The following is a 23,059-nucleotide window of genomic DNA, read 5'->3' on the forward strand; positions in this document are numbered from 1 at the left end:
ACTTGCCGGAAACAAATAAAAAAGACTTGCCCGCTTTTGACAAACGGCAAGTCTTTTTTATTACTTCTGATTTGCAGCTTCGACAGACGCTCCGATAAAGCCTTTGAATAGAGGCTGAGGTCTTGTCGGTCTTGACTTGAACTCTGGGTGGAACTGAGAAGCCACGAACCAAGGGTGGTCTTTCAGCTCGATGATTTCAACAAGGCGTCCATCAGGGCTTGTGCCTGAGAATACGAAGCCTTGCTCTTCCATTTGCTGTCTGAATTCATTGTTAAACTCATAGCGGTGGCGGTGGCGCTCGTACACCACTTCATCCTGATACACTTCAAAGGCTTTCGTGCCTTCTTCAAGCTTACAAGGGTAAAGGCCGAGACGAAGCGTTCCTCCGAGATCCTCCACATCCTTCTGTTCAGGAAGAAGATCAATGATCGGGTATTGAGTTGACGGATCAATTTCCGCTGAGTGAGCGCCTTTTAAGCCCAATACATTTCGTGCGTATTCAATAGACGCCACCTGCATGCCCAAGCAAATGCCCAAGAACGGAATGTTGTTTTCGCGCGCGTATTTTGTCGCGACGATTTTGCCTTCAACACCGCGGTCTCCGAATCCGCCCGGCACAATGATGCCGTCTGTTCCGCTTGTGAGTTCTGCGATATTGTTTTCTGTCACTTCTTCCGCGTTGATCCACTTCACTTTTACATCTGTGTCAAACGCATAGCCCGCATGGCGGAGAGACTCGACAACAGAAATGTATGCGTCAGGAAGCTCAACGTATTTGCCGACAAGGCCGATTGTAATCGTTTGAGACAGGTTGCTGACTTTGTTAACAAGCTCTTTCCACTCGGACATTTCCGCTTCTTTGCATGCCAATTTCATGTGCTCGCAAACAAGCTTATCAAGCCCTTGTTTTTGAAGCTCCAGCGGAATGGAGTAAAGGTTGTCCGCATCTTCACATTCAATAACCGCTTTTGTATCGATGTCGCAGAAAAGCGCGATTTTATCTTTCATATCTTGAGAAATCGGCATTTCTGTACGAACGACGATGATGTTTGGCTGAATGCCCAAGCTGCGCAATTCTTTTACGCTGTGCTGTGTCGGTTTTGTTTTTAATTCGCCAGCAGCTTTAATGTAAGGTACAAGCGTACAGTGGATGTACATTACGTTTTCACGGCCGATATCGCTCTTCATTTGGCGGATCGCTTCAAGGAATGGCAGTGATTCGATGTCTCCGACAGTACCGCCGATTTCTGTAATGACAACATCTGCGTTTGTCTCTTTCCCTGCGCGGTAAACACGGTCTTTCAATTCGTTTGTGATGTGCGGAATGACCTGTACGGTTCCGCCAAGGTAATCTCCGCGGCGTTCTTTTTTAAGAACTGTTGAATAGATTTTACCTGTTGTCACGTTGCTGAATTTATTCAGGTTAATGTCGATAAAACGCTCATAGTGACCAAGGTCCAAGTCTGTTTCAGCGCCGTCATCCGTTACGAATACTTCACCGTGCTGGTACGGGCTCATTGTTCCCGGGTCAACGTTGATGTATGGATCGAATTTCTGAATCGTTACGTTCAGTCCGCGGTTTTTCAGCAAACGTCCTAATGAAGCTGCTACAATACCCTTTCCAAGTGAGGATACAACTCCCCCGGTTACAAAAATATATTTCGTCATTTCGTTTGCTCCTCTCTTCGCTCTTAGCTACATTTTTAAAATGTACTATTTTATAAAAAATCATTTAGCCTTTTAAATGATTTATAAGAAAAATGAGGGGTGAAAATAAGAAAGCTCCCTTTCAATTTCTTGAAAGGGAGCATAACGTACTATGTTCTCTCTTCGTTTTTGAAGAGCCCAAAATACATACTACATAGTTCGACTATGAAAGTCAAGATCGTTTTGAAGATGAAATCTGATACTATTTAATTTCCTCTTCTTCATCATCATAGTCTTCATCATCTTCATCAATAATATCTTCTTCGATCTCAAGATCATCGTCGTCTTCATCAAGATCTTCATCGTCAAAATCGTCTGCTTCAAGATCGAGTTCTTCCTCAACTTCATCCAAATCAAGGTCGTCTTCGTCGATCTCTTCAAACTCGTCAAGATCAAGATCTTCTTCGACTGCTTTCTTCGCTTTTTTCTTTTTCGCCTTGACTGTCGGCTGAGTTTCTTCATCAAGCTGATCATACGGATACCAGCTGCGAAGCCCCCACGTCTGGTCAGAAAGCGCCAGGAAGCGGCCGTCAATGTTTAAATCTGTATAAAATTGAGCGATGCGGTCTCCAAGCTCTTCTTTTTTCACGCCGAGCAAAGATGCGATTTCATTTAAAAGCTCCTGAAAAGGAACTGGTTTTTTATGTTCTTCAAATAATTCGTGAGCGATTTCAACTAAAGCCATTTCCTTTAGCTCTTCCTGTGAATATTGTTTGATACCCAAGGTCGGACACTCCCTTTCTATTACTTATATGTATCTGTTTTATCAATAATGAAAGCGATTTTGTATCGTTCTTATACAAACCATACCTCTCATTATAAACAAAATAAAACAGAATATGCTACCCTTAACAGCGTTAATTTAAATAATTTTACAAGAGTGATCCGACTGAGAGATGTTTTCCGTTAATCCGCGAGCATTCTGGAGATGACCAGTCTTTGAATTTCTTGAGTGCCTTCATAGATTTGCGTGATTTTTGCATCACGCATATAGCGTTCTACCGGATAATCTTTTGTATAGCCGTAGCCGCCGAAGATCTGCACGGCTTCGGTCGTCACCTTCATCGCCGTATCCCCAGCCACCAGTTTGGACATGGCGGAAGCTTTTCCATATGGAAGGCCCGATGATTCTAACCACGCAGCCTGATAGGTCAATAGCCTTGAAGCTTCTATCATTGTCGCCATATCCGCGAGTTTAAAAGCGATGCCCTGCTGCTCGGCGATCGATTTTCCGAATTGCTTTCGCTCTTTTGCATATTGAAGCGCCGCATCAAGCGCTCCTTGGGCGATGCCTACGGCTTGTGCAGCTATGCCGTTTCTGCCTCCGTCAAGCGTCTTCATCGCGATTTTGAAGCCTTCTCCTTCTTCTCCGAGACGCTTTGATGCGGGCACCACACAATCTTCGAACATGATTTCCGTTGTCGGTGAAGAACGGATGCCCAGCTTCTTTTCTTTCTTGCCTGTAAAAAATCCTTCAAAATCCTTTTCTACTATAAAAGCGGTAATGCCTTTTTTCTTTTTCTCGGGATCGGTGACGGCAAAAACAATGTAAATATCAGCAACGCCGCCGTTTGTGATAAACACTTTGGAACCATTTAACACATAGTCATCGCCGATTCGTTCAGCAGTTGTTTTCATGCTGCCGGCGTCAGAGCCAGACCCTGCTTCGGTCAAAGCGAATGCGCCGATTTTCTCTCCGAGGGCCAGCTGTGTTAAGTACTCTGTCTTCTGCTCCTCCGTCCCAAAGGCAAACAGCGGCCAGCTGCAAAGAGAGATATGGGCGGAAAGCGTAACACCGGTGGAGGCGCACACTTTTGACAGCTCCTCCACCGCGATGACATAGGCTAAATAGTCACTTCCGATTCCGCCGTAATCTTCAGGCCACGGAATTCCCGTCAGCCCCAGATTTGCCATTTCCCGAAACAGCTCGCGATCGAAGCGTTCTTGTTCGTCTCGTTCTGCCGCTGTCGGGGCCACCTCATGCTTCGCAAAATCGCGCACCAATTTTCGTATCATCTCATGTTCTTCTGATAATGAAAAATTCATTGCTTCTCCCCCATTTTCAGATCAGCGCCTAAAACGGATTGAGCCAGAAGCTCGACGACGTCATACGTTTTGACTTGGTCTTCGGCTTCCTTCGCCTTTGTGCCGTCCCCAAGCATTGTGAGACAGTACGGACAGCCGGAACTGATCACCGATGGGTTGACTGCGAGCGCTTGCTCTGTCCTGGCGACGTTAATCCTGTTTCCTGTTTCTTCCTCCATCCACATTAATCCCCCGCCAGCTCCGCAGCACATGCCGGTTTCCCGGTTTCTCTCCATTTCAACAAGCTGCACGCCCGGAATGGCTTTCAAAATCTCTCTCGGCGGATCATAGACTTCATTGTACCGGCCCAAATAGCACGAATCATGGAAGGTAATCGTCTCATGAAGCGGGTGCTGCGGCTTTAATTTTCCGTTTTTCACAAGCTCGGCCAGCACTTCTGTATGATGATAAACCGCGCCTTCAAATCCGAAATCCGGATATTCGTTTTTAAATAAATTGTATGCATGGGGATCGATTGTAACGATTTTTTTGACATCATTTTTTTCAAATTCAGAAATATTCTTCTCAGCCAGCTCTTGGAACAAAAATTCATTTCCGAGGCGGCGCGGCGTGTCTCCTGAATTTTTTTCTTTATTGCCGAGAATCGCGAAGGACACGCCTGCGTGATTGAGCAGCTTGGCAAAGGAAATCGCGATTTTCTGGCTTCTGTTGTCGTAGGACCCCATTGAGCCTACCCAGAAAAGGTACTCAAATTCTTTTCCTTCTTTTTTCATTTCTTTTACAGTCGGAATCTCAGCATCCGGCGCCTCGTCACGCCAGTTTTCGCGTTCCTTGCGGTTGAGTCCCCACGGATTCCCCTGCCGCTCAATACTTGTCATTGCGCGCTGGGCGTCACTGTCCATTTTTCCTTCTGTCAGTACGAGGTAGCGGCGGAGATCGATGATTTTATCCACGTGCTCATTCATGACCGGGCATTGATCCTCACAGTTCCGGCAAGTGGTGCATGCCCAAATTTCTTCCTCTGTGATGACGTCGCCGATCAAGCTTGGATTGTAATCAAGCGCCGCTGCGGCTTCCTGCGATCCGCTGCCCGCTGACGCCGCAGCCAGCTGATTGCCTCTCGTATGCCGAAACGCTGCTGCGGGCACCCATGGGGAGCGCGAGGTGACGGCAGCGCCTTTTTCCGTGAGATGGTCTCTGAGACGCAAAATCAAGTCCATCGGAGAAAGCATTTTTCCGGTGCCTGTTGCAGGACACATATTGGTACAGCGGCCGCACTCGACACACGCGTACAGATCAAGCAGCTGAGACTGTCTGAAATCCTCAATTTTTCCCGCTCCGTAGCTTTCTTTCGTTTCGTCGGTAAAATCAATTTTTTCAAGTTTTCCGGCAGATTCCATTCTATTGAAAAAGACGTTTGCCGGGCCGGCGATTAAATGGGCATGCTTCGACTGAGGCACGTACACTAAAAAGCTAAGCAAGAATAGGAGATGGATCCACCATGCGATATAGAAAATCACCGCCGCGCCTGTTTTCCCGACACCGCTAAGCATAAACGCAATACATGAGGCAATTGGCTCGCTCCAAGAAAGCCCATGCTCATGCCAAATCAGATTCATCCCGTTCCCAAGCAGAACGGTCAGCATTAATCCTCCGATAAAAATGAGAACGAGTCCGGCTTTGAAACCGCGTTTCAGCCTCACGAGCTTTTCGATATAACGTCTGTAGAATGCCCACCCAACAGCAATTAAAATGAGAAACGTAACAATTTCCTGAAAAAAGGTGAAGGCGGGATAGACCGGGCCAAGCGGCAGATTCCGGCCGGGAGCCAGTCCTTTGATGATAAAGTCAATTGCTCCGAACTGAACCAATATAAATCCGTAGAAAAACATGACGTGAATGATTCCGCTTTTCTTGTCCTTGAGCAGTTTTTTCTGTCCGAATACATTCACCCATATGGCGTGAAGCCGTTCCTTGAACCGTTGATCAAATTGTTCTTTCTGGCCGAGCTTGATGTAGGCCAGTCTCGTTTTGACCAAGTACACAAACAAATAGACAGCGTAAGCGGTTACAATCAGAAATAATAATGCATTTGCGATGAGAAAGCCGCTCATTCCAATTCCCCCTTTTTACTGATAAAGACCGCGATCCCCTACCCCCGAATCTGTATAAGATTATCTTTATGATAAATAATGAATGAGTGTTCAGTCAATAATTAAATTCCTGCTGTTCGGGCACACTACCTTTACTACGGAAAGGAGTGCCGGTATGAAGGTATTTATCGTGATTATGATCATTGTCGTTATTTTCTTTGCCTTGATTCTGCTTGATATCTTCATGGGCCGTGCCGGATACAGAAAAAAGGCGTACGAGCCTGTTTTTTCAAAAAAGAAGAGTGACATCGAATTGATCCACTGCGGCGCTGATCTCGTTGAGCGGATGATGAATGATATTCGCCAGGCCGCCTCTTCTGTTCACATGATGTTTTTTATTATGAAAAATGATGAGGTCAGCCACAATATGTATACCTTGCTGAAAACAAAAGCCCAAGCTGGCGTCTCCGTTTATTTGCTTCTGGATTGGGCGGGCTGCCGGGCAATTAAAAAAACGGCGCTGCAGACGATGAAAAATGCCGGCGTCCATGTCCATGTGATGAATCGTCCCCGTTTTCCTTTTTTCTTTTTTCACATGCAAAAACGGAATCACCGGAAGATTACGGTGATAGACGGAAAAATCGGTTATATCGGCGGGTTTAACATCGCCGAAGAATATCTTGGAAAGAAGGCGAAGTTCGGCAATTGGGAGGATTATCATCTGCGCATGATGGGAGAAGGCGTACATGATCTTCAAACGCTTTTTGCTTCTGATCTAAAACGAAATACCGGAATCGTTCTGGGTTCGGATGTTTGGCCAAAGCTTCAGCAAGGGACTATTTCTCACAAGATATATGCGACTGACGGTTATTCCCTTGAAAACATATACTTGGCCAACATTGCCCAAGCGAAGAATCGCCTTACGGTTTGCACGCCTTATTACATTCCATCAAAACCGCTTCAAGAGGCCCTTATTAACGCAAGAAAAAACGGCGTATCCGTGAGAATCATTGTACCGATGAAATCAGACCATCCGCTGGTACGAGAAGCGGCTTTTACGTATTATTCGGAGCTCTTGGATGCCGGCTGTCTTATTTATCGTTATTATCAAGGGTTTTATCATGTAAAAGCCCTCATCATAGACGACCATCTTAGCATTATCGGAACAGCCAACTTCGATAAACGAAGCCTGTTTTTAAATGAAGAGGTGAATGTCGAAATTGATGACGAAGCGTTTACAAGTGAAGTCTATGCCACGATTGAGGAGGATATGAAAAAGTCGGAGCGGCTGACCATGGAGGATTTCAGCAAGCGCACATTCAGGCAGCGTCCGGCGGAATGGCTCGGCAAGGCATTATCTTATTTCTTATAAAGGAGAGTTCCTATGATTTTCAGATTCGGGTTCGTTTCAAATGCGATGAGCCTTTGGGATGCGTCTCCCGCTAAAACATTGACATTTGCGCGTTATTCAAAGCTTTCAAAGACTGAAAGAAAAGAAGCGCTTCTGACTGTGACAAAAGCCAATTTGCGCAATACGATGAGAACCCTTCACTATATCATCGGCCACGGCATTCCTTTGTACCGTTTTTCCAGTTCGATTGTGCCGCTGGCTACGCATCCCGACGTGATGTGGGATTTTGTAACACCGTTTCAAAAAGAGTTTCGGGAGATTGGAGAGCTTGTTAAAACACATCAACTGCGAACAAGCTTTCATCCAAATCAATTCACTCTGTTTACGAGCCCGAAGGAATCCCTCACAAAAAATGCGGTAACCGATATGGCGTATCACTACCGCATGCTTGAAGCCATGGGCATTGCTGATCGCTCCGTTATCAACATTCATATTGGCGGCGCTTACGGAAATAAAGACACCGCCACTGCACAATTTCATCAAAATATAAAACAGCTGCCGCAGGAGATCAAAGAGCGGATGACACTTGAAAATGATGATAAAACATATACAACGGAAGAAACGCTTCAGGTCTGTGAGCAGGAGGATGTTCCGTTTGTCTTTGACTTTCATCATTTTTACGCCAATCCAGACGATCACGCCGACCTGAATGTAGCACTGCCCCGCATGATCAAAACGTGGGAGCGGATCGGCCTTCAGCCAAAGGTTCACTTGTCTTCCCCAAAATCGGAGCAAGCGATACGCAGCCACGCCGATTATGTTGACGCCAACTTTTTGCTGCCGCTGTTGGAACGCTTTAGGCAATGGGGAACGAATATTGATTTCATGATTGAAGCAAAGCAGAAAGACAAGGCGCTTCTCCGCTTGATGGATGAATTAAGCTCCATCCGCGGTGTCAAACGCATCGGGGGCGGTGCGCTGCAATGGAAGTCATAAATGTGCAAAAATAGGTTTACGACTTGTCAGCTTTGGGAACTTAGGCTATATAAGACAACAATCGATGGAGGAGAAAGATCATGAAAAATATCAAGTCTCTGAAAGTAGCCGCACAGGCCTTTACTTTAAGAAATTTGATTCATCTTTATAAAATGTGCCATTCCGGAAGCCACGAGGTTTATATTTATTCAAAGAAAACGATGTGCAAAATCAAAAGCTTAATTGAGCTTGAAACATTCCGCATGGCTCATAATGAAAAGGAATATTTGATCGTAGTTGAAGGAACAAAAGCATCACAGCTCATTGAAAAATTCCAAAATCTCATCGAGCCTGTTGAGAGAGAAGCGCTCTAACTTACATACAAAAAAGGATAGACATCTGTCTATCCTTTTTCTTATGCTCTTACATAATGGAGCTGAACCGCTTGTCCAAATTGTTTTGTCCCTTTTAACCGCAGTTTTGTTTCATTTGTTAGTTCGTGAAACAGCGGGATGCCGCTTCCTAAAACGACGGGAATAACAGTGATGATGAATTCATCGATGGCATCTTCTTTCATAAAGGCATTCACCAGCTCTGCCCCGCCAGCTATCCAGATGTTTGAGCCTTTTTCCTGTTTCAAACGGGCAGTGAAGGCTCTGGCTCCCTCATTGATAAACGTCACATGTTCACCTTGATAACTGTCGGGCGATCCTGTAAAAACATAGCAGGTTTTATCCTGATACGGGAAAACCGGTGTTAGCACTTTAACGTGCTCATATGTGCTCCGCCCTAAAATGACTGTATCAACAGTCTGATAAAAATCACTGTAGCCGTTGTCACCTTCACCTTCAAATTCATCCAGCCAATCGATGCTTCCATCTTCTTTTGCGATCATCCCGTCCAATGAAACAGCAATGTACAGCACAGTTTTTCTTTCCATGTTCTCCTCCTATCGATGCACCATTTGCCCGAATTGCGCTTGATGCAGCCTGCTGTATAGGCCTCCGGCTTCGATCAGGTCTTGATGACGGCCTTGTTCTTCAATACCGTTGTTTGTGACGACTACAATTCTGTCCGCGTCTTTGATCGTCGCCAGCCTGTGGGCGATGACAAGCGTCGTACGCCCCTCAGACAACTCTTGAAGCGCCTTTTGGATCGCCGCTTCCGTCTCTGTATCAAGGGCTGAGGTGGCTTCGTCGAGAATCAAGATCGACGGATTTTTCAAGAACATCCTTGCAATTGACAGACGCTGTTTTTGCCCGCCGGAAAGCTTCACGCCGCGTTCGCCAATCATAGTATCCAACCCATCGGACATGTTATGGACGAGCTCTTCCAGATGCGCCTGCTTCACAGCTTGCCAAATGTCTTCTTCTGATGCGCCTAATCGGCCGTAGGCGATATTTTCTCTAAGCGTGCCCGAGAATAAGAAAACGTCCTGCTGCACGACGCCAATCTGCCCGCGCAACGAAGAAAGCGTCATGTCTTTTATACTGATGCCGTCAATCGTAATGTCACCCTCCGATGCTTCATAAAAACGCGGAAGCAGACTGCAAAGCGTTGATTTCCCCGCACCTGACGGACCGACGAACGCCACCGTTTCCCCCGCTTGAATGGATAGGTTGATGTCATTGAGGACATTGTGATGGCCATCATAGCCAAACGAAACATGTTTATAGCGGATATTGCCCTTCAGGCCGGAAACATCTCTCGCATCAGGTGAATCCTGAATGTCCGGCTCTGTCTCCATGAGCTCCATATAGCTTTTGAAACCCGCGATCCCCCTCGGATACATTTCAATAATGGCATTAATTTTGTCAATAGGCCTGAACAGCACATTTGTCAGGAGCACAAACGCCACGAATTCCCCGTACGATAAGGAGCCGCGAATGACAAACCACGTCCCGCACAAAAGGACAAACAGCGTGACAAACCGGGTCAGCATATAGCTGATTGAACCGTTTTTCGCCATGATTTTGTAGGAAGAAAGCTTTGTGACACGAAAACGCTGGTTGTTGACGGCGAAGCGTTCTTTTTCAAACGCTTCATTTCCGAACGCCTGCACAAGCCGGATGCCGCCGATGTTATTTTCTACACGCGCGCTGAAGTCTCCGATATCCTTGTTCAGCGTGGTAAATGCTTTGGTCATTTTTTTGTTGAAATAAAGCGCTAGCCAAATGACGATCGGCATAATGATAAACGTTAATAAAGCAAGCTGCCAGTTAATAAACAGCATCACTCCGAACGCCCCGAGAATGGTCATGACCGCAATGAATAAGTCTTCCGGACCGTGATGGGCGACTTCACCGATATACATTAAATCGTTCGTGAGCTTCGACATCAGCGTTCCCGTCTTGTTGTTGTCGTAAAATTTGAACGAGAGCTTTTGCAAATGGTCAAAAAGCGACTTTCTCATATCAGTCTCAATATTGATACCAAGCATGTGTCCCCAGTAGGTCACGATATACTGAAGAGCCGAGCTGAGCGCGTACACCGCAAATAACCCGATTGAGGTCGCGATGATCAGTCCCCAGTCCCTGCTCGGCAGCAAGGTATCAATAAAATAATTGACGATCAAAGGAAAACTCAGCTCCATTAAACCTCCCGCGATCGCTGAGAAAAAGTCGAGAAAGAACAACGTTTTATATGGTTTATAATATGAAAAAAATTGCCGCAGCACCCTATCTTCCCCCAATGTATAAATAACTGATAATATTTCTCAATTATACTATACACGGGCTGTTTTGAAAGATCAGATTTCTTTTTTCTTACAGAACACCTGAAAACAGGCGGGCAAATGACTCTTTTGTCCGGTCAGCCACGCCTCTTTTATAAAAGCCGACAGGGCTGAGCTTTTCACTTTCCTGCATATCCTCTTCAAAATGGGCCTCAAGGGTTCGGATCGCTTCGGCATCCGTGAAGAACACATTCACTTCAAAGTTGAGCTGAAAGCTGCGCATGTCCATATTCGCGGTACCGACGGAGGCGAGATCGCCATCAATGATCATGACTTTTTGATGCATGAAGCCTTTTTGGTAGGAGTACACTTCAATGCCCTCAAGGAGCAGCTCCGGGAAATAGGACCTCGACGCGTATTGGGTCAAAAAGCTGTCGTTCTTCTCCGGCACCATAACCCTTACCTCTACCCCCTTTGTCGCCGCTGCTTTTAGCGCCGTGCGAATGGATTCATTGGGGACAAAATAGGGCGTGGCGATCCATATTGATTTCTGTGCTGAAGAAATCATTTCATAATAAAGGTCGCTCATGCTTTCTTTCATGTCAGGGCCTGTCGCGACAATTTGATAAATGCCTCCTCCTTCCACGGGAACCGGGGTATTGTACTCCTCTTGATCAATTAGCACTTCATTGGAGACGTATTCCCAATCCAGCATAAAGATAGCGTGGAGCGTTTGCACAATTTCCCCCTCAAGCCGCAGGTGTGTATCTCTCCAAAATCCGATGTGCGGATCTCTGCTGATATATTCCTTCCCAACATTTAATCCGCCCACAAAACCGGTTTTCCCATCGATGATCACGATTTTTCGGTGATTTCTGAAATTCAGCTTCTGGTTGAAAAACCCGTATTTCAGCGGAGAAAACGGGACGATGTCCACCCCCGCTTGTTTCATTCTCATAATATCTCTTCTTGCCAGCTTCATGCTTCCTGCCGCATCGTATAAAAACCTCACCTCGACACCCTGGCGCGCTTTCTCCATCATAATATCCATCATGCCGCGTCCGAGCATGTCTGATTTAAACATGTAGTATTCAATATGTATGTAAGATTCCGCTTTTCTCATTGCTTTGAAAATGTCCGGGAAGGTTTCTTCGCCGTTTTTCAGCACTTTGATGTTGCTTTTCGTATTGATATTCATATGGGCAGCCCTGATGGAATATGTAAAGAACCTCTCTTGATTGTCCTTCAGCCCTGTTACTTCGGGCGTTTCCTCCTTGTCAAACAGCTTCCTGAGCTTTTCCCTGTTGTACATTCGTTTTGTCTTAAATAGCTTTCCCTTTACATAAAGCTGTCCCGAAAACAGATAAAACACGTAGCCGGCGATTGGAAAAAAGACAAGAATATGGATCCATAGCAGCGTGTGCTGCGAGGTGCGGTTTTCAAGAATTAATGAATAGATGCTGAACAAAATAATGCTTATATAGCAAAGCAATCCTCCGTAAAACTCAAGCCTGGAAACCGGAAAAAACCAGATGACATATGCCCCGATGAGCATCATATATAAAAAGAAAAATTCCAGTCTCCTTTTCAGCATCCTGATTCTCTCCAATCTGATTCAATTACCTCTGTATTACCTCTTTTTTCTAATCGATAAACCTTGTAAGTAAAAAACCTCTCCGCCAAAGGAGGAGAGGTTTAGAGAAAACTAACTGTCACGGAATTCATCCGCATCGTTTCTGCAGAAATAAAGCAAGACTATTGGCAACGCCGAGTGACAACATGAGCGGCAGGCCGAACCCGCTCAGCACTCCGGCAAGCGCCGAAAAAGAGGCGGCGCTGTGACTGCAAATACGGTGGATAGAGTGAATTTGATGCCCACTCTGATGAGAGAAAATATATAAAACGGGATATTGATCAGAAAGATATAAGGAGTTAGTCAGGCTGAGTCATAATCTGCTGTTCCGCCGGTTTAAAATGAGTAAAATCCGTTTTATTCTTGATGTTATTTCCAAATACAAACACAACAGGATTCCCGGCCGCCCAGCCATTACCTTGGCAGAAGATATCTTATGTTTTCATCAAGATAAAAAAATCCCCCTCTTTCAAGGGGGATTTTCACGAGCGTTTCCGATATACAACGTAGCTGCGGGTCAGATACTTGAGCGGCAGACTGAACACATGAACCAATCTCGTAAACGGCCACAGGATAAAAACGACGTATCCTATCACAATATGAAACTTAAACCATAGCGGGACACTCTCCATCAAAGAGGCGTCAGGCCTGAACAAAACGATTTCCCTGAACCAGGGCCCGACTGTGGTCCGGTAATCAAATCCTTTCGAATCAATGTTGAGAAACGTGGCCGCAACGCCTGACAGCATCATGAACAGCAGCAGGAGGAGCGTCAGGATATCGGATGGCGAGCTCGTTTTGCGGATTCTTTTGTCAAACAGCCTTCTGTACGTCAGGATGACAAGTCCGGTACATGCCGCAATGCCCGCCGGCAAGCCAGCGCCAATCGCCATTTTGTGATACATATGCTCTGAAATGCCAAGGGAAGCATACACGCCTTCTGGGATCAGAATCCCCATGACATGCCCGCCGACAACGCACAGCAGTCCCCAGTGAAAAAGTGTGCTGCCCGCCGCAAGTTTTTTCTTTTCTAACAGCTCGCTTGATTTCGCCGTCCAGCCAAATTGGTCATGCTGGTAGCGGTAAATATGGCCGCCGATAAAGATCGTCAATACAATGTATGGCATAATACCCCAGAGGATCTGCCCGCTCATGCCTGAACAGCCCCTTCAACGCTTTCACGTACGCCGATGGTTTCAAGCGCGGCCAGCAGCACGTGCAGCAGTTCAGCGTATATACTGTCATTTTTTTCGAGACGGGATGCCAGCTCCCTCACATTGGACAGATATTTCTCAAACACGCTTCTCGCTGCTTCAATTTCTGCAGCCGCAGCAAATTCCAGCATCAGCGGCAGATAATCAGGCAGCTCTTTCTCTGTCGGCAGAAAACCGGATTGCTCGTATGTGTTTTTTAAATGCAGCAATTCAATGCCGCGTTCCCTTTGCTCACCCGAGTTAAAGTAGGTGACATACATATTTGTTTTTTTTCCAAAGTCGAACGTATAGACATAGTGTTCAATCAGCGCTTCCGGTGAAAAGCTGGCTGACGCCTCGAAAAAGTGCAGCAGCTTCTCCCGGATTTGCCGGTTGCTGATTTCATGGATAAGAGCCTTCCATTCGGGAATCTCGGCTCTCCACTCTTCATCTGGATAAGAGAGAAGAGAAGAAAGAGCGGAGAACGTAATTTGCCGGTCTGTGGTGTTCATCTTGTTACACCTCATTTATCAAAAGTTAGAAACAGGAGCCGGGGCCGCCTGAAAATGATAAGCCGCAGCTCCCTTGTTCAGCATATAAATCTGAAACTTCTTCTCGATGACTGCTCGGTATCACAAAGCGGTCATCATATTTGGCAATCGCAAGCAGCCGATACATATCTTCAATTTGCTGTTCTGTTAAGCCGACACTGGAGATCAGTTCCGGGTCGATTGATTTATTCGTCTGGATCGCTCTCATATACTGGCGCATGACAGACATTTTCTTTAACGTTGACCGAATATGATCCGTATCACCGGCCGTTAACAGCTGCGCCAAATAGTCTATCGGTATTCTCATTTGGTCGATAGCCGGAAAAATATCTTCCGCGGATTGCCGGCTGCCTTTTCCTTCAAAGAGATTCATAATCGGACTGAGCGGCGGAATGTACCACACCATTGGCAGCGTGCGGTACTCAGGATGAAGCGGCAGCGCAATCTTCCAGTCAATGATCATTTTATAGATCGGCGATTGCTGCGCAGCCTCTATCCATTCAGCCGGAATGCCTTGTTCTTTTGCCAGTTTGGCAACCTCAGGATCATTTGGATCAAGAAAAACGTCCAATTGGGAATGGTAGAGATCCTTTTCATTTTCAACAGATGCCGCTTCCTCCACTTTGTCCGCGTCGTACAGCATGACGCCGAGGTAGCGAATTCTGCCAACACACGTCTCAGAGCAGATGGTCGGCAGTCCCGCCTCCAAACGCGGAAAGCAGAGTGTGCATTTTTCCGCTTTGTTCGTTTGCCAGTTAAAATAGACTTTTTTATAAGGACAGGATGAGACGCAATATCTCCATGAACGGCATGCGTTTTGATCCACAAGCACAATGCCGTCCTCCTCGCGTTTGTACATGGCGCCGGATGGACAGGATGAGACGCACGCCGGGTTGATGCAGTGCTCGCAAATACGGGGCAAATACATCATAAAGACCTCATCGAATTCTGTTTTGATCGATTCCTCCATCTTTTGTACGTTGGGATCTTCAAGTCCCGTTATGTGGCCGCCCGCGAGATCGTCCTCCCAGTTCGGTCCCCATTCGATATTCATGAAATCCCCCGTCAAGGACGATTTCGGGCGTGCTACCGGCTGGTGTTTTTTCTGCGGGCTGTTCGTTAATGTTTCATAATCATAGTTCCAGGGCTCATAGTAATCATCAATCGACGGCTGATTCGGATTATAGAAAAGGCCTGCAAGCCGATTGGTTTTCGAGCCCGATTTCAGCTCGAGCTTTCCTTTTTTCAATGTCCAGCCGCCTTTATATTTGTCCTGGTCCTCCCATTGCTTCGGGTAGCCGATGCCCGGCTTTGTTTCTACATTATTGAAGTACATATATTCCGCACCGGAACGGTTTGTCCACGTGTTTTTGCAGGTGACGCTGCACGTGTGGCAGCCGATGCATTTATCCAAGTTCATGACCATACCGATTTGCGCTTTAATCTTCAAGCCAATCGACCTCCTTCAGCTTGCGGATGACGACGTTCAGGTCGCGCTGATTCCCTGTTGGCCCATAATAATTAAAGCCGTAGCTGAGCTGGGCATAGCCCCCAATCATCTGGGTCGGCTTGACGTGTATCCTTGTCGGGCTGTTATGGGTGCCTCCGCGGTTATTTGTCAGCTTTGTGCCGGGCACGTTGATGTGGCGGTCCTGGGCATGGTGCATAAACGCCATTCCTTTAGGAATCCGATGAGACAAAACGGCTCTCGCGACGACAACACCGTTTCGGTTAAAGCATTCAATCCAATCGTTGTCTTTGATATCCGTGTCCTCTGCATCATCTTTATTCATCCACACGGTCGGCCCGCCGCGGAACAGCGTCAGCATCGGCAGAGAATCAAAATACATGCTGTGGACAGACCATTTATTATGCGGCGTCAAATAATTGAGGACGATTTCTTTTCCCTCTTGATCAGGCCGCTTGCTCAGAAACGGGCGATGCTGGAGGATCGGTTTGAATGTCGCCATCGTTTCACCGAATTCCATCATCAGTTCATGATCGACATAATAGGATTGTCTGCCGGTCAGCGTCCGCCACGGGATTAATTTTTCAACATTCGTCGTAAACGGCGAATACCTGCGCCCTCCTTTTTCAGAGCCGGAAAACGCTGGAGACGTGATCACCGTTTTCGGCTGGGCTGTAATTTGTTCGAACGTAAAGCATTCTTCCTCGCGTTCTTCCGCCAGGTCTTTCAGCTTCAGGTTCGTAATGTTTTCAAGTGATTCCCATGCTTTGACGGCGACCTTTCCATTCGAAGTGGATGATAGGGTTAAAATCGCTTCTGCTGCCTGCTTTGCTTCACTTATATTTGGACATCCCTTTGCGACACTGTCCGAGGTGATTTCTCCCAATCTCTGTTTGAGTGATTCATATTCATCGGCTATTGACCAGCTCATCCCTTTTGTTCCGCTCGGCTTTAAAGCAACGTTCGGACCAAGTGCAGTCATTTTATGAAAAATGTGTTTGTAATCCCGTTCAACGACTTGGATGTTCGGCATCGTTTTTCCCGGAATGGCTTCACATTCGCCTTTGCTCCAGTCATTGATTTTGCCGAATGGCTGGGCCAATTCCTGCATGGTGTCATGGAGGAGCGGCGTCGCAACCACTTCTTTCACCGGCTCCATATCGACTTCTTCTGCCAGATCGGAAACGGCTTTTGACAGCGCCTTGAAAATATCCCAGTCTGACTTCGATTCCCACGGAGCCGAGATCGCAGGAGCAAATGGATGAATGAACGGATGCATATCTGTGCTGCTGAGATCGTGTTTTTCATACCATGTCGCCGCCGGCAGCACGATATCGGAATACAGCGCCGTACCGGCCATTCGGAAGTCCAGATTGATTAACAAGTCGAGCTTTCCTTCCGGGGCCTGCTCCCGCCATTTGATTTCTTCAGGGCGGATGCTGTCGCTATCGTCATTCATTAAACCGTTCGTCGTCCCCAGCAAATGCTTGAGAAAATATTCATGCCCTTTTCCTGAGCTTGAGATCAGATTTGCGCGCCATACGAAAAGATTTCTTGGGAAATTCACTTCATTATCAGGATCTTCAATCGCGAATTTCAGTTTTTTCTCTTGGAGCTGTGAGGCCACGTACGCACCTACGTCTTCGGGTGTTACGGCCCCTGCTTTTTCAGCTTCTTTATACAGATCGATGCCATTTTGATTGAAAGTCGGGTAAGACGGAAGCCACCCCAGCCGTGCCGCCAGCACATTGTAATCAGCGTGGTGCTTGTAGCGGGATGACGCAGCAATCGGTGATGCCAAATCACTGATCGGCTGGTCCTCATAACGCCACTGATCTGTCGCAAAGTAGAAAAATGAGGTGCCGTTTTGCAGCTTGGGCACGCCTTCCCAGTCCTTTGCAGTTGCAATCGTCTGCCACCCTTCAGCAGGTCTGAGCTTTTCCTGCCCCACGTAATGGGCCCAGCCTCCGCCGTTTACGCCTTGGGCGCCTACAAGCAAAACAAGATTTAACACCGCTCGGTAGATCGTGTCGGAGTTGAACCAGTGGTTAATGCCGGCCCCTACGATAATCATGGACCGGCCGTCTGTATCGATCGCATTTTGGGCAAACTCTCTGGCAATCTTAACAACAGCTTCTTTTTTGATTCCTGTCATTTGTTCCTGCCAGGCAGGCGTAAACGGCTCAGGATCATCATAGGAGACAGCCGATCGTTCGCCGATACCCCGGTTCACGCCGTAGTTAGCCAGTATCAAGTCAAACACGGTCGTGATGTACGTTTCTTCACCGTTCAGGTTCATTTTTTTAATAGGTAGATCCCGCTCGAGCACTTTGTTTCCGTCATTTGAAAAATACGGGATGCGCACCGTGCCGATTTCGTCCTCTATTCCCAGCACAGAGAGACGGGGTTCAATCGGTTCCCCGGTTTCTTCATCAATCATGTGCAGGTTCCATTTCTGCTGCCCGTCCCAGCGCGAGCCCATTGTCCCTTGGGGTATGGCAAATGAACTTGTTTGTTCATCCCAAACCGCAGGCTTCCACTGATCATGCTTTGTCTGCCGCCCGATGTCCTTCGCATGCAGAAACCGTCCCGCTGTGTATACGCCATTTTCTTTTGACAGGGTGACGAGAAATGGAAAATCAGTGTATTGCTTCGCGTACTCAATAAAACGTTCAGTTTCTTGGTTCACGTAAAATTCCTGCAGAATGACGTGACCCATCGCCATCGCAAGCGCCCCGTCAGTCCCTTGGCGAATACTCAGCCAGTCATCCGCGAACTTTGAGGATTCCGCAAAATCCGGACTGATCGAAATGACCTTAGCGCCTTTATAGCGGGCCTCCGCCAAAAAATGCGCGTCAGGCGTTCTCGTTAACGGAACGTTGGAGCCCCATGTGATAATATAGCCGGAATTGTACCAATCACTGCTTTCCGGAACGTCCGTCTGGTCACCCCAAATTTGCGGGGATGCTGGTGGAAGATCCGCATACCAGTCATAAAAACTGAGCATAGGGCCTCCGATTAACGACATAAACCGGGAGCCTGATGCATGGCTGATCATGGACATGGCCGGAATCGGAGAAAAACCGACGTTTCTGTCAGGCCCGTATTTCATCACTGTATACAGCAGAGAGGCTGAAATCAGCTTCAGCACCTCCGGCCATTCAGCACGCACAAAACCGCCTTTCCCTCTCGCCTGTTTATAGGACTTCGCTTTTTCAGGGTTTTCGACGATCGATTTCCAGGCTTCCAATGGATTTTGATGTTCTTGCAGTGCCTCCCGCCATAAATTAATCAGTACACCGCGCACGTATGGATATTTCACACGCAGCGGGCTGTAGATATACCATGAAAAACTGGCCCCCCGCGGGCAGCCTCTCGGTTCAAAATCAGGCATATCCGGGCCTGTTGAAGGATAATTCAAATTTTGCCCTTCCCACGTGACAATTCCGTTTTTCACATAAATATTCCAGCTGCAAGACCCTGTACAGTTAACGCCGTGGGTGGAGCGAACGACTTTGTCGTACTGCCATCTGTTTCTGTATACATTCTCCCAATCGCGATCTTCGCGGGTGGTTTGGCTATGTTTATTTGAATGGTGTTCGATAGGAGAGAAATAATTCAATCTCCTAAACAACGGACTCCTTTTCTTTTTCTTCATGAGAGTTCACTCCTTCCGAGTCAGGTGATGCTAAGTTCACTATAAACAGAGACAGCGTGTTTCCTTGTGAACTATGTCACACACTCTGCTTTTTTCACAAAATGTTCACACAAAGGAGAAGGAAGGCTTTTCACAGGATGTGAGGAAGGCTGCGTTCAGGCAGAACGCTTGGGTCATTAGCTGCCTTTCATTCAAAGATCAAAAAAAACCGGCTCTATTTAAGAACCGGGCTCGGCGTTTTCATCCTGTGATGTATGCAGATACCGCAAAAATAATTGATAGGAACAAAAAACATTTTGCTGAAGCATAGCCAAAAAATTCATTTGCAGCTGCGGATGATAAGACATCATTTTCTTAAATATGTAATATGGGATGTTGAGAATCAGAATGTCTGAAGTGGCATTGACTGAGATAAAGGGCGATAAATAAAGCCCGCCTTTTTCATCAATCGGAAACACATCGCCTTTTTCCCACAGCGCAACGGTTTTCGACCCTTCAGGGAGCCTGCTGTCCATGAAACGGACACTGCCTTTTAATACAATATAAACAGATTGAGAATGAAGAAAAGATGGAGACTGATCACATGAGCCGCGGATAAACGTGCCGTTTTTCAGCAAGGTTTCGACAATGGATAGAGGCACTTCATTAAACATAGGAAGTTGTTTCAAAAATAATAAATAGTCACACTGATTCATAGGAAAACCTCCTGTGCTAAGGATAGCTTTAGTGTAGCTCGACTGAGCCTGTACAGCAGTGATGTATTTCACAGCCTGTATGATGAATGTCACTTATCAGGAGGGTGACTGCATTTATAATGAAAGAAAAAAGGAGGATTTCGATGAAGGCGCTGATTCCGAAGCAACACGGCGCGTGGGCGATGCTGCTGATCCCATTTTTACTCGGCATGGTCAAGGGAGGCCCCGTTATTTGGCATATTCCGCTCTTCCTAGGCTGGCTTTTCCTATACTTAGCGGTTTATCCCGTTACGCTTGCCTTAAAAAAGAAACAAAGCAAACCATATCAAAAATGGATGTGTTATTACGGTTTTCCCGCCTGCTGCTTTTTGATGATCTCGGTCTTTCATAAACCGCCTCTCATCTGGGTGGGCGTTTCTTTACTGCCGCTGTTTTTCATACATATGTATTTTGCCCGCCGAAAAAACGAACGGGCCCTATTGAATGATGTTGCAGGTGTCTTGTTCTTTTGTTCGGGCGGGTTTGCGAGCTGCTGGCTGGGGATGGGAACCCTCGACGGCTGGGCTTGGTTTATTTTCTTGCAGTCTGCTTTATTTTTTATCGGGAGTTCCTTTTATGTGAAATCGGTGATTCGTGAAAGAAAAAACAGGACATTTGCATACTGGTCATGGGGATATCACCTGCTGCTCCCCTTTTTATCCGCTCTTTTCGGAGCAGGATGGGCGTTTCTCGCTTTTATCCCGAGCAGCTTGCGGGCATGGTTTTTTCATGGAAGGGATTGGCCCGTAAAAACGATTGGCATTCTGGAAATCGTGAATGCCTGCTTCTTTTTTGCCGTCATGTGCCTGTTTATCACAAGGTAAAAAAAACAAGGACACCGCTGTCCTTGTTTTTTTCAGTCAATATTGCAAATCTCCAGCGGGCAATTTTCACACTCAATCTCACATCGTAAATAGTCCCGCTTGTGTAAAATAATTTTTCCGGATTCGTCTATCGAAATAACCCCTTTTTTGCGGAGATCTCCGAGCATACGATTGACGCTTTCCCGTGCAGCCGCGCAAAACTTTGCCAAATCCTGATTTGTCAGGACAATGTTAATCAGAATGCCGTCGCTTCGCTCCACTCCGTAGCTGTTTGATAAGCGGATAAGGGTGGAATAGAGCGCCCCCTTTTTGCCATGAAGAAGCAGATCCCTGATTTTGGACTGAATCTTCCGGAGGTGCGTGCTCATCCATTTCATGAACTCAAATGTCAAAGCGCCGTTTTGGATTAATTCTTTTTCCAGCTTATTTTTATTAATGACGAGCACCTCGCCATCCTCTAGCACTTTTGCACTGAGCATATACCTCGGTTCTTCAGTGAAAAGTGTTAATTCACCGACGATATCATGCTTTTGACAGATTCTAAGCGTCAGGTCTTTTCCGTCAGATGTCAGCTTGCCGATTTCAATGAGTCCTGATTGAATCAGATAAAGCTCTTCTGCATCCATTCCTTCTCGAAACAAATACGTGTGTTTTTCCATTTTTCTTTTCGTGCTGATCGATTCCAGCAATTCATGCAGATCGCTGGAAATAAGATCACTATCAGATGGTCGAACAGAGAGAAAATTCATGAGCTCACCTCGAAGAAAGTCACGTTGTGTGTTTATTGTAACGTGAATTGATTTGTACCCATCGAGAAAAAACTAACAATCTTGTGAATGCCCCAGTGTTAGTTGATGCTCTGGCTGTTTCTCTCCGTGTGTGTTTTCATTCTTTCCTGCCAATACATCCATATGACAAGGACAAAACTGGCTAATGCCACCTCTGAAAGCGCCATAAACCCGATCGCGTACTGGCCTGTTGCCTGAAATACACTCGCCAATATGAGCGGAGGAAAAAAGCCGCCTAATCCGCCCATGGCAGACACAATCCCATTGGCAATCCCCGCTTGCTTCGAAAAATAGAAAGGCACCAGTTTAAAAACAGTCCCGTTTCCTATGCCTGAGCAGACGGCCACGGTTAATGATCCAAACGTATAAAGCCCGATTGTCGGCGAGAACGATAGGATAATGCCTGATAATGTAAGCCCGGCAAAAACAAACATCAAGATGCGGAGCGGGCTCATTTTATCAGCCAGGAATCCGCCCGCAGGCCTGAGCAGCGTAGAAACCGCAATAAAGCCAGCCGTCCGCAAGCCGGCATCTGCAGGATTCAGCCCAAAATGCTCCACCAGAAAGTTCGGCAGATAGATAGTGAAGGCGACAAAGGCACCGAACGTAATAAAATAAAATAGGCTCAGAAACCATAGCACATGATTTCGGTAAACGGCTTTGATTTGAGTCTTAACAGAAACTTTGACCTTCTTCTCATGCCTGTCGCCAAACAAAACGTGCAGTAAGGCAAAGACAGCCAGCAAAACCAGATACATCTGCACGGTTGATTTCCACCCGACGGCTTGAGCGATAACCGGCGCTGCAAATGTCGTAACGGCTGTCCCGATATTTCCTGCACCGTAAATCCCATTGACGACACCGTGCTTTTCTTTCGGGTAATATTTCGGGAGGGAGGTCACTCCAATGGAAAACACCGCTCCCCCGATCCCTAAGAAAAAGCCCCCTGCGATTAAATCAAACAGAGAATCCGCGATACTGATCCAAAATACAGGAAATAAAAGCAGGATGAAGCTGACCATAAACATGAGCCGCGCGCCAAACCTGTTCGTTAAATACCCTAAAGGAATGCGGAGAAGCGATCCGAGGATCACAGGAATCGCCGTCACCAAAGAAATCTCACCCTTGCTTAAATGAATATCTAATGTGATTTGGGAAATGAGTGATGAAATCAGCACCCAAACCATAAACCCTGCCACCAAGCTTAATGACTGTAACGATAATTGAATGTGTTGACGGTTGATCATTTGGCTTGCCCCTTTCAATGATTCAATAATCAGTCTTATCATACAAAAACTCGGCAAACAGGATTGTGAATTACATCACACGTTTTTCTCATAAAAAAAGGACAAAGCCCGAAGACT

General features: G+C 46.5%; 18 protein-coding genes and 1 pseudogene. 4 read left to right on the forward strand and 15 right to left on the reverse strand.

Features of this window, described 5'->3' with window-relative positions; all coding sequences use genetic code 11:
• Nucleotides 1-60: 60 nt before the first annotated feature.
• From pyrG to NYE49_RS19095, 4 genes are all read right to left on the reverse strand, one after another.
• Nucleotides 61-1,668: a CTP synthase (glutamine hydrolyzing) gene (gene pyrG, locus NYE49_RS19080; protein WP_003227612.1), complete on the reverse strand. Its 1,608-nt coding sequence runs from the start codon at nt 1,666-1,668 to the stop codon at nt 61-63.
• A 241-nt stretch (nt 1,669-1,909) separates the two neighbouring features.
• Nucleotides 1,910-2,431, reverse strand: coding sequence for a DNA-directed RNA polymerase subunit delta (gene rpoE / locus NYE49_RS19085; protein ID WP_003227609.1), 522 nt, complete (start codon nt 2,429-2,431; stop codon nt 1,910-1,912).
• Nucleotides 2,432-2,613: 182 nt separating this feature from the next.
• Nucleotides 2,614-3,753, reverse strand: a complete 1,140-nt coding sequence (acdA, locus tag NYE49_RS19090; RefSeq protein WP_327846349.1) for an acyl-CoA dehydrogenase AcdA — start codon at nt 3,751-3,753, stop codon at nt 2,614-2,616.
• Entirely contained in the window at nt 3,750-5,867 is a 2,118-nt protein-coding gene (locus NYE49_RS19095; protein WP_327846350.1) for a heterodisulfide reductase-related iron-sulfur binding cluster, read from the reverse strand. Before NYE49_RS19095 ends, acdA begins: the two co-directional genes overlap by 4 nt.
• 154 nt (nt 5,868-6,021) lie before the next feature.
• Between NYE49_RS19095 and cls (NYE49_RS19100) the strand changes: the two genes are divergently transcribed.
• The 3 genes from cls (NYE49_RS19100) (at nt 6,022) to NYE49_RS19110 (ending at nt 8,546) form a co-directional block, all read left to right on the forward strand.
• Entirely contained in the window at nt 6,022-7,218 is a 1,197-nt protein-coding gene (gene cls / locus NYE49_RS19100; RefSeq protein WP_342410617.1) for a cardiolipin synthase, read from the forward strand.
• Nucleotides 7,219-7,230: 12 nt separating this feature from the next.
• A complete protein-coding gene (gene uvsE, locus NYE49_RS19105) occupies nt 7,231-8,193 on the forward strand; it encodes a UV DNA damage repair endonuclease UvsE (protein ID WP_038829825.1) in 963 nt (320 codons plus the stop codon).
• A gap of 80 nt (nt 8,194-8,273) precedes the next feature.
• Complete coding sequence (locus NYE49_RS19110; RefSeq protein WP_123373650.1) at nt 8,274-8,546, forward strand: hypothetical protein; 273 nt, start codon at nt 8,274-8,276, stop codon at nt 8,544-8,546.
• A 41-nt stretch (nt 8,547-8,587) separates the two neighbouring features.
• On the opposite strand, the gene NYE49_RS19115 is transcribed toward NYE49_RS19110, so the two are convergent.
• The 9 genes and pseudogenes from NYE49_RS19115 to arfM form a co-directional block, all read right to left on the reverse strand.
• Nucleotides 8,588-9,112, reverse strand: coding sequence for a dihydrofolate reductase family protein (locus NYE49_RS19115; RefSeq protein ID WP_326208761.1), 525 nt, complete (start codon nt 9,110-9,112; stop codon nt 8,588-8,590).
• Between the two features lie 9 nt (nt 9,113-9,121).
• Nucleotides 9,122-10,849, reverse strand: coding sequence for an ABC transporter ATP-binding protein (locus NYE49_RS19120; RefSeq protein WP_342410618.1), 1,728 nt, complete (start codon nt 10,847-10,849; stop codon nt 9,122-9,124).
• Between the two features lie 88 nt (nt 10,850-10,937).
• Nucleotides 10,938-12,440, reverse strand: coding sequence for a cardiolipin synthase (gene cls, locus NYE49_RS19125; protein WP_072175623.1), 1,503 nt, complete (start codon nt 12,438-12,440; stop codon nt 10,938-10,940).
• 130 nt (nt 12,441-12,570) lie between these two features.
• Nucleotides 12,571-12,767: pseudogene (locus NYE49_RS19130) on the reverse strand (YitT family protein); the annotation flags it as partial.
• A 194-nt stretch (nt 12,768-12,961) separates the two neighbouring features.
• Nucleotides 12,962-13,633, reverse strand: a complete 672-nt coding sequence (gene narI, locus NYE49_RS19135; RefSeq protein WP_003242665.1) for a respiratory nitrate reductase subunit gamma — start codon at nt 13,631-13,633, stop codon at nt 12,962-12,964.
• Nucleotides 13,630-14,184 (reverse strand): nitrate reductase molybdenum cofactor assembly chaperone, encoded by a 555-nt coding sequence (gene narJ / locus NYE49_RS19140; RefSeq protein ID WP_123374477.1) that lies wholly within the window; start codon nt 14,182-14,184, stop codon nt 13,630-13,632. The genes narI and narJ overlap by 4 nt, the downstream gene beginning before the upstream one ends.
• 25 nt (nt 14,185-14,209) lie before the next feature.
• Nucleotides 14,210-15,673 carry a nitrate reductase subunit beta gene (gene narH / locus NYE49_RS19145; RefSeq protein WP_014481212.1) on the reverse strand — a complete coding sequence of 488 codons (1,464 nt, stop codon included), beginning with the start codon at nt 15,671-15,673 and terminating at the stop codon, nt 14,210-14,212.
• A complete protein-coding gene (locus NYE49_RS19150; protein WP_342410622.1) occupies nt 15,663-19,349 on the reverse strand; it encodes a nitrate reductase subunit alpha in 3,687 nt (1,228 codons plus the stop codon). Before NYE49_RS19150 ends, narH begins: the two co-directional genes overlap by 11 nt.
• Before the next feature lie 218 nt (nt 19,350-19,567).
• Complete coding sequence (arfM, locus tag NYE49_RS19155; protein ID WP_014478284.1) at nt 19,568-20,044, reverse strand: Crp/Fnr family transcriptional regulator ArfM; 477 nt, start codon at nt 20,042-20,044, stop codon at nt 19,568-19,570.
• Nucleotides 20,045-20,187: 143 nt separating this feature from the next.
• Here arfM and NYE49_RS19160 point away from each other — a divergent pair, with 143 nt between their 5' ends.
• Entirely contained in the window at nt 20,188-20,907 is a 720-nt protein-coding gene (locus tag NYE49_RS19160; RefSeq protein WP_342410624.1) for a YwiC-like family protein, read from the forward strand.
• Between the two features lie 32 nt (nt 20,908-20,939).
• Here the strand turns inward: NYE49_RS19160 and fnr are convergent, their stop codons facing one another.
• The gene (fnr, locus tag NYE49_RS19165) at nt 20,940-21,656 is read right to left on the reverse strand and encodes a fumarate/nitrate reduction transcriptional regulator Fnr (protein WP_003227573.1); all 717 of its coding nucleotides are present in this window, start codon (nt 21,654-21,656) and stop codon (nt 20,940-20,942) included.
• A 98-nt stretch (nt 21,657-21,754) separates the two neighbouring features.
• Nucleotides 21,755-22,942 carry a nitrate transporter NarK gene (narK, locus tag NYE49_RS19170; protein ID WP_014478287.1) on the reverse strand — a complete coding sequence of 396 codons (1,188 nt, stop codon included), beginning with the start codon at nt 22,940-22,942 and terminating at the stop codon, nt 21,755-21,757.
• Nucleotides 22,943-23,059 lie beyond the last annotated feature (117 nt).

Origin of the sequence: Bacillus sp. FSL L8-0358, from assembly GCF_038593095.1 — a bacterium.
Classification (GTDB): Bacteria; Bacillota; Bacilli; order Bacillales; family Bacillaceae; genus Bacillus; species Bacillus subtilis.

Bases quoted from the DNA above. Each gene is read 5' to 3' on its own strand.
- pyrG (WP_003227612.1), bottom strand. From the start codon at position 1,668: ATGACGAAATATATTTTTGTAACCGGGGGAGTTGTATCCTCACTTGGA.
- acdA (WP_327846349.1), bottom strand. From the start codon at position 3,753: ATGAATTTTTCATTATCAGAAGAACATGAGATGATACGAAAATTGGTG.
- NYE49_RS19095 (WP_327846350.1), bottom strand. From the start codon at position 5,867: ATGAGCGGCTTTCTCATCGCAAATGCATTATTATTTCTGATTGTAACC.
- cls (WP_342410617.1), top strand. From the start codon at position 6,022: ATGAAGGTATTTATCGTGATTATGATCATTGTCGTTATTTTCTTTGCC.
- uvsE (WP_038829825.1), top strand. From the start codon at position 7,231: ATGATTTTCAGATTCGGGTTCGTTTCAAATGCGATGAGCCTTTGGGAT.
- NYE49_RS19110 (WP_123373650.1), top strand. From the start codon at position 8,274: ATGAAAAATATCAAGTCTCTGAAAGTAGCCGCACAGGCCTTTACTTTA.
- NYE49_RS19115 (WP_326208761.1), bottom strand. From the start codon at position 9,112: ATGGAAAGAAAAACTGTGCTGTACATTGCTGTTTCATTGGACGGGATG.
- cls (WP_072175623.1), bottom strand. From the start codon at position 12,440: ATGCTGAAAAGGAGACTGGAATTTTTCTTTTTATATATGATGCTCATC.
- narI (WP_003242665.1), bottom strand. From the start codon at position 13,633: ATGAGCGGGCAGATCCTCTGGGGTATTATGCCATACATTGTATTGACG.
- narJ (WP_123374477.1), bottom strand. From the start codon at position 14,184: ATGAACACCACAGACCGGCAAATTACGTTCTCCGCTCTTTCTTCTCTT.
- NYE49_RS19150 (WP_342410622.1), bottom strand. From the start codon at position 19,349: ATGAAGAAAAAGAAAAGGAGTCCGTTGTTTAGGAGATTGAATTATTTC.
- arfM (WP_014478284.1), bottom strand. From the start codon at position 20,044: ATGAATCAGTGTGACTATTTATTATTTTTGAAACAACTTCCTATGTTT.
- NYE49_RS19160 (WP_342410624.1), top strand. From the start codon at position 20,188: ATGAAGGCGCTGATTCCGAAGCAACACGGCGCGTGGGCGATGCTGCTG.
- fnr (WP_003227573.1), bottom strand. From the start codon at position 21,656: ATGAATTTTCTCTCTGTTCGACCATCTGATAGTGATCTTATTTCCAGC.
- narK (WP_014478287.1), bottom strand. From the start codon at position 22,942: ATGATCAACCGTCAACACATTCAATTATCGTTACAGTCATTAAGCTTG.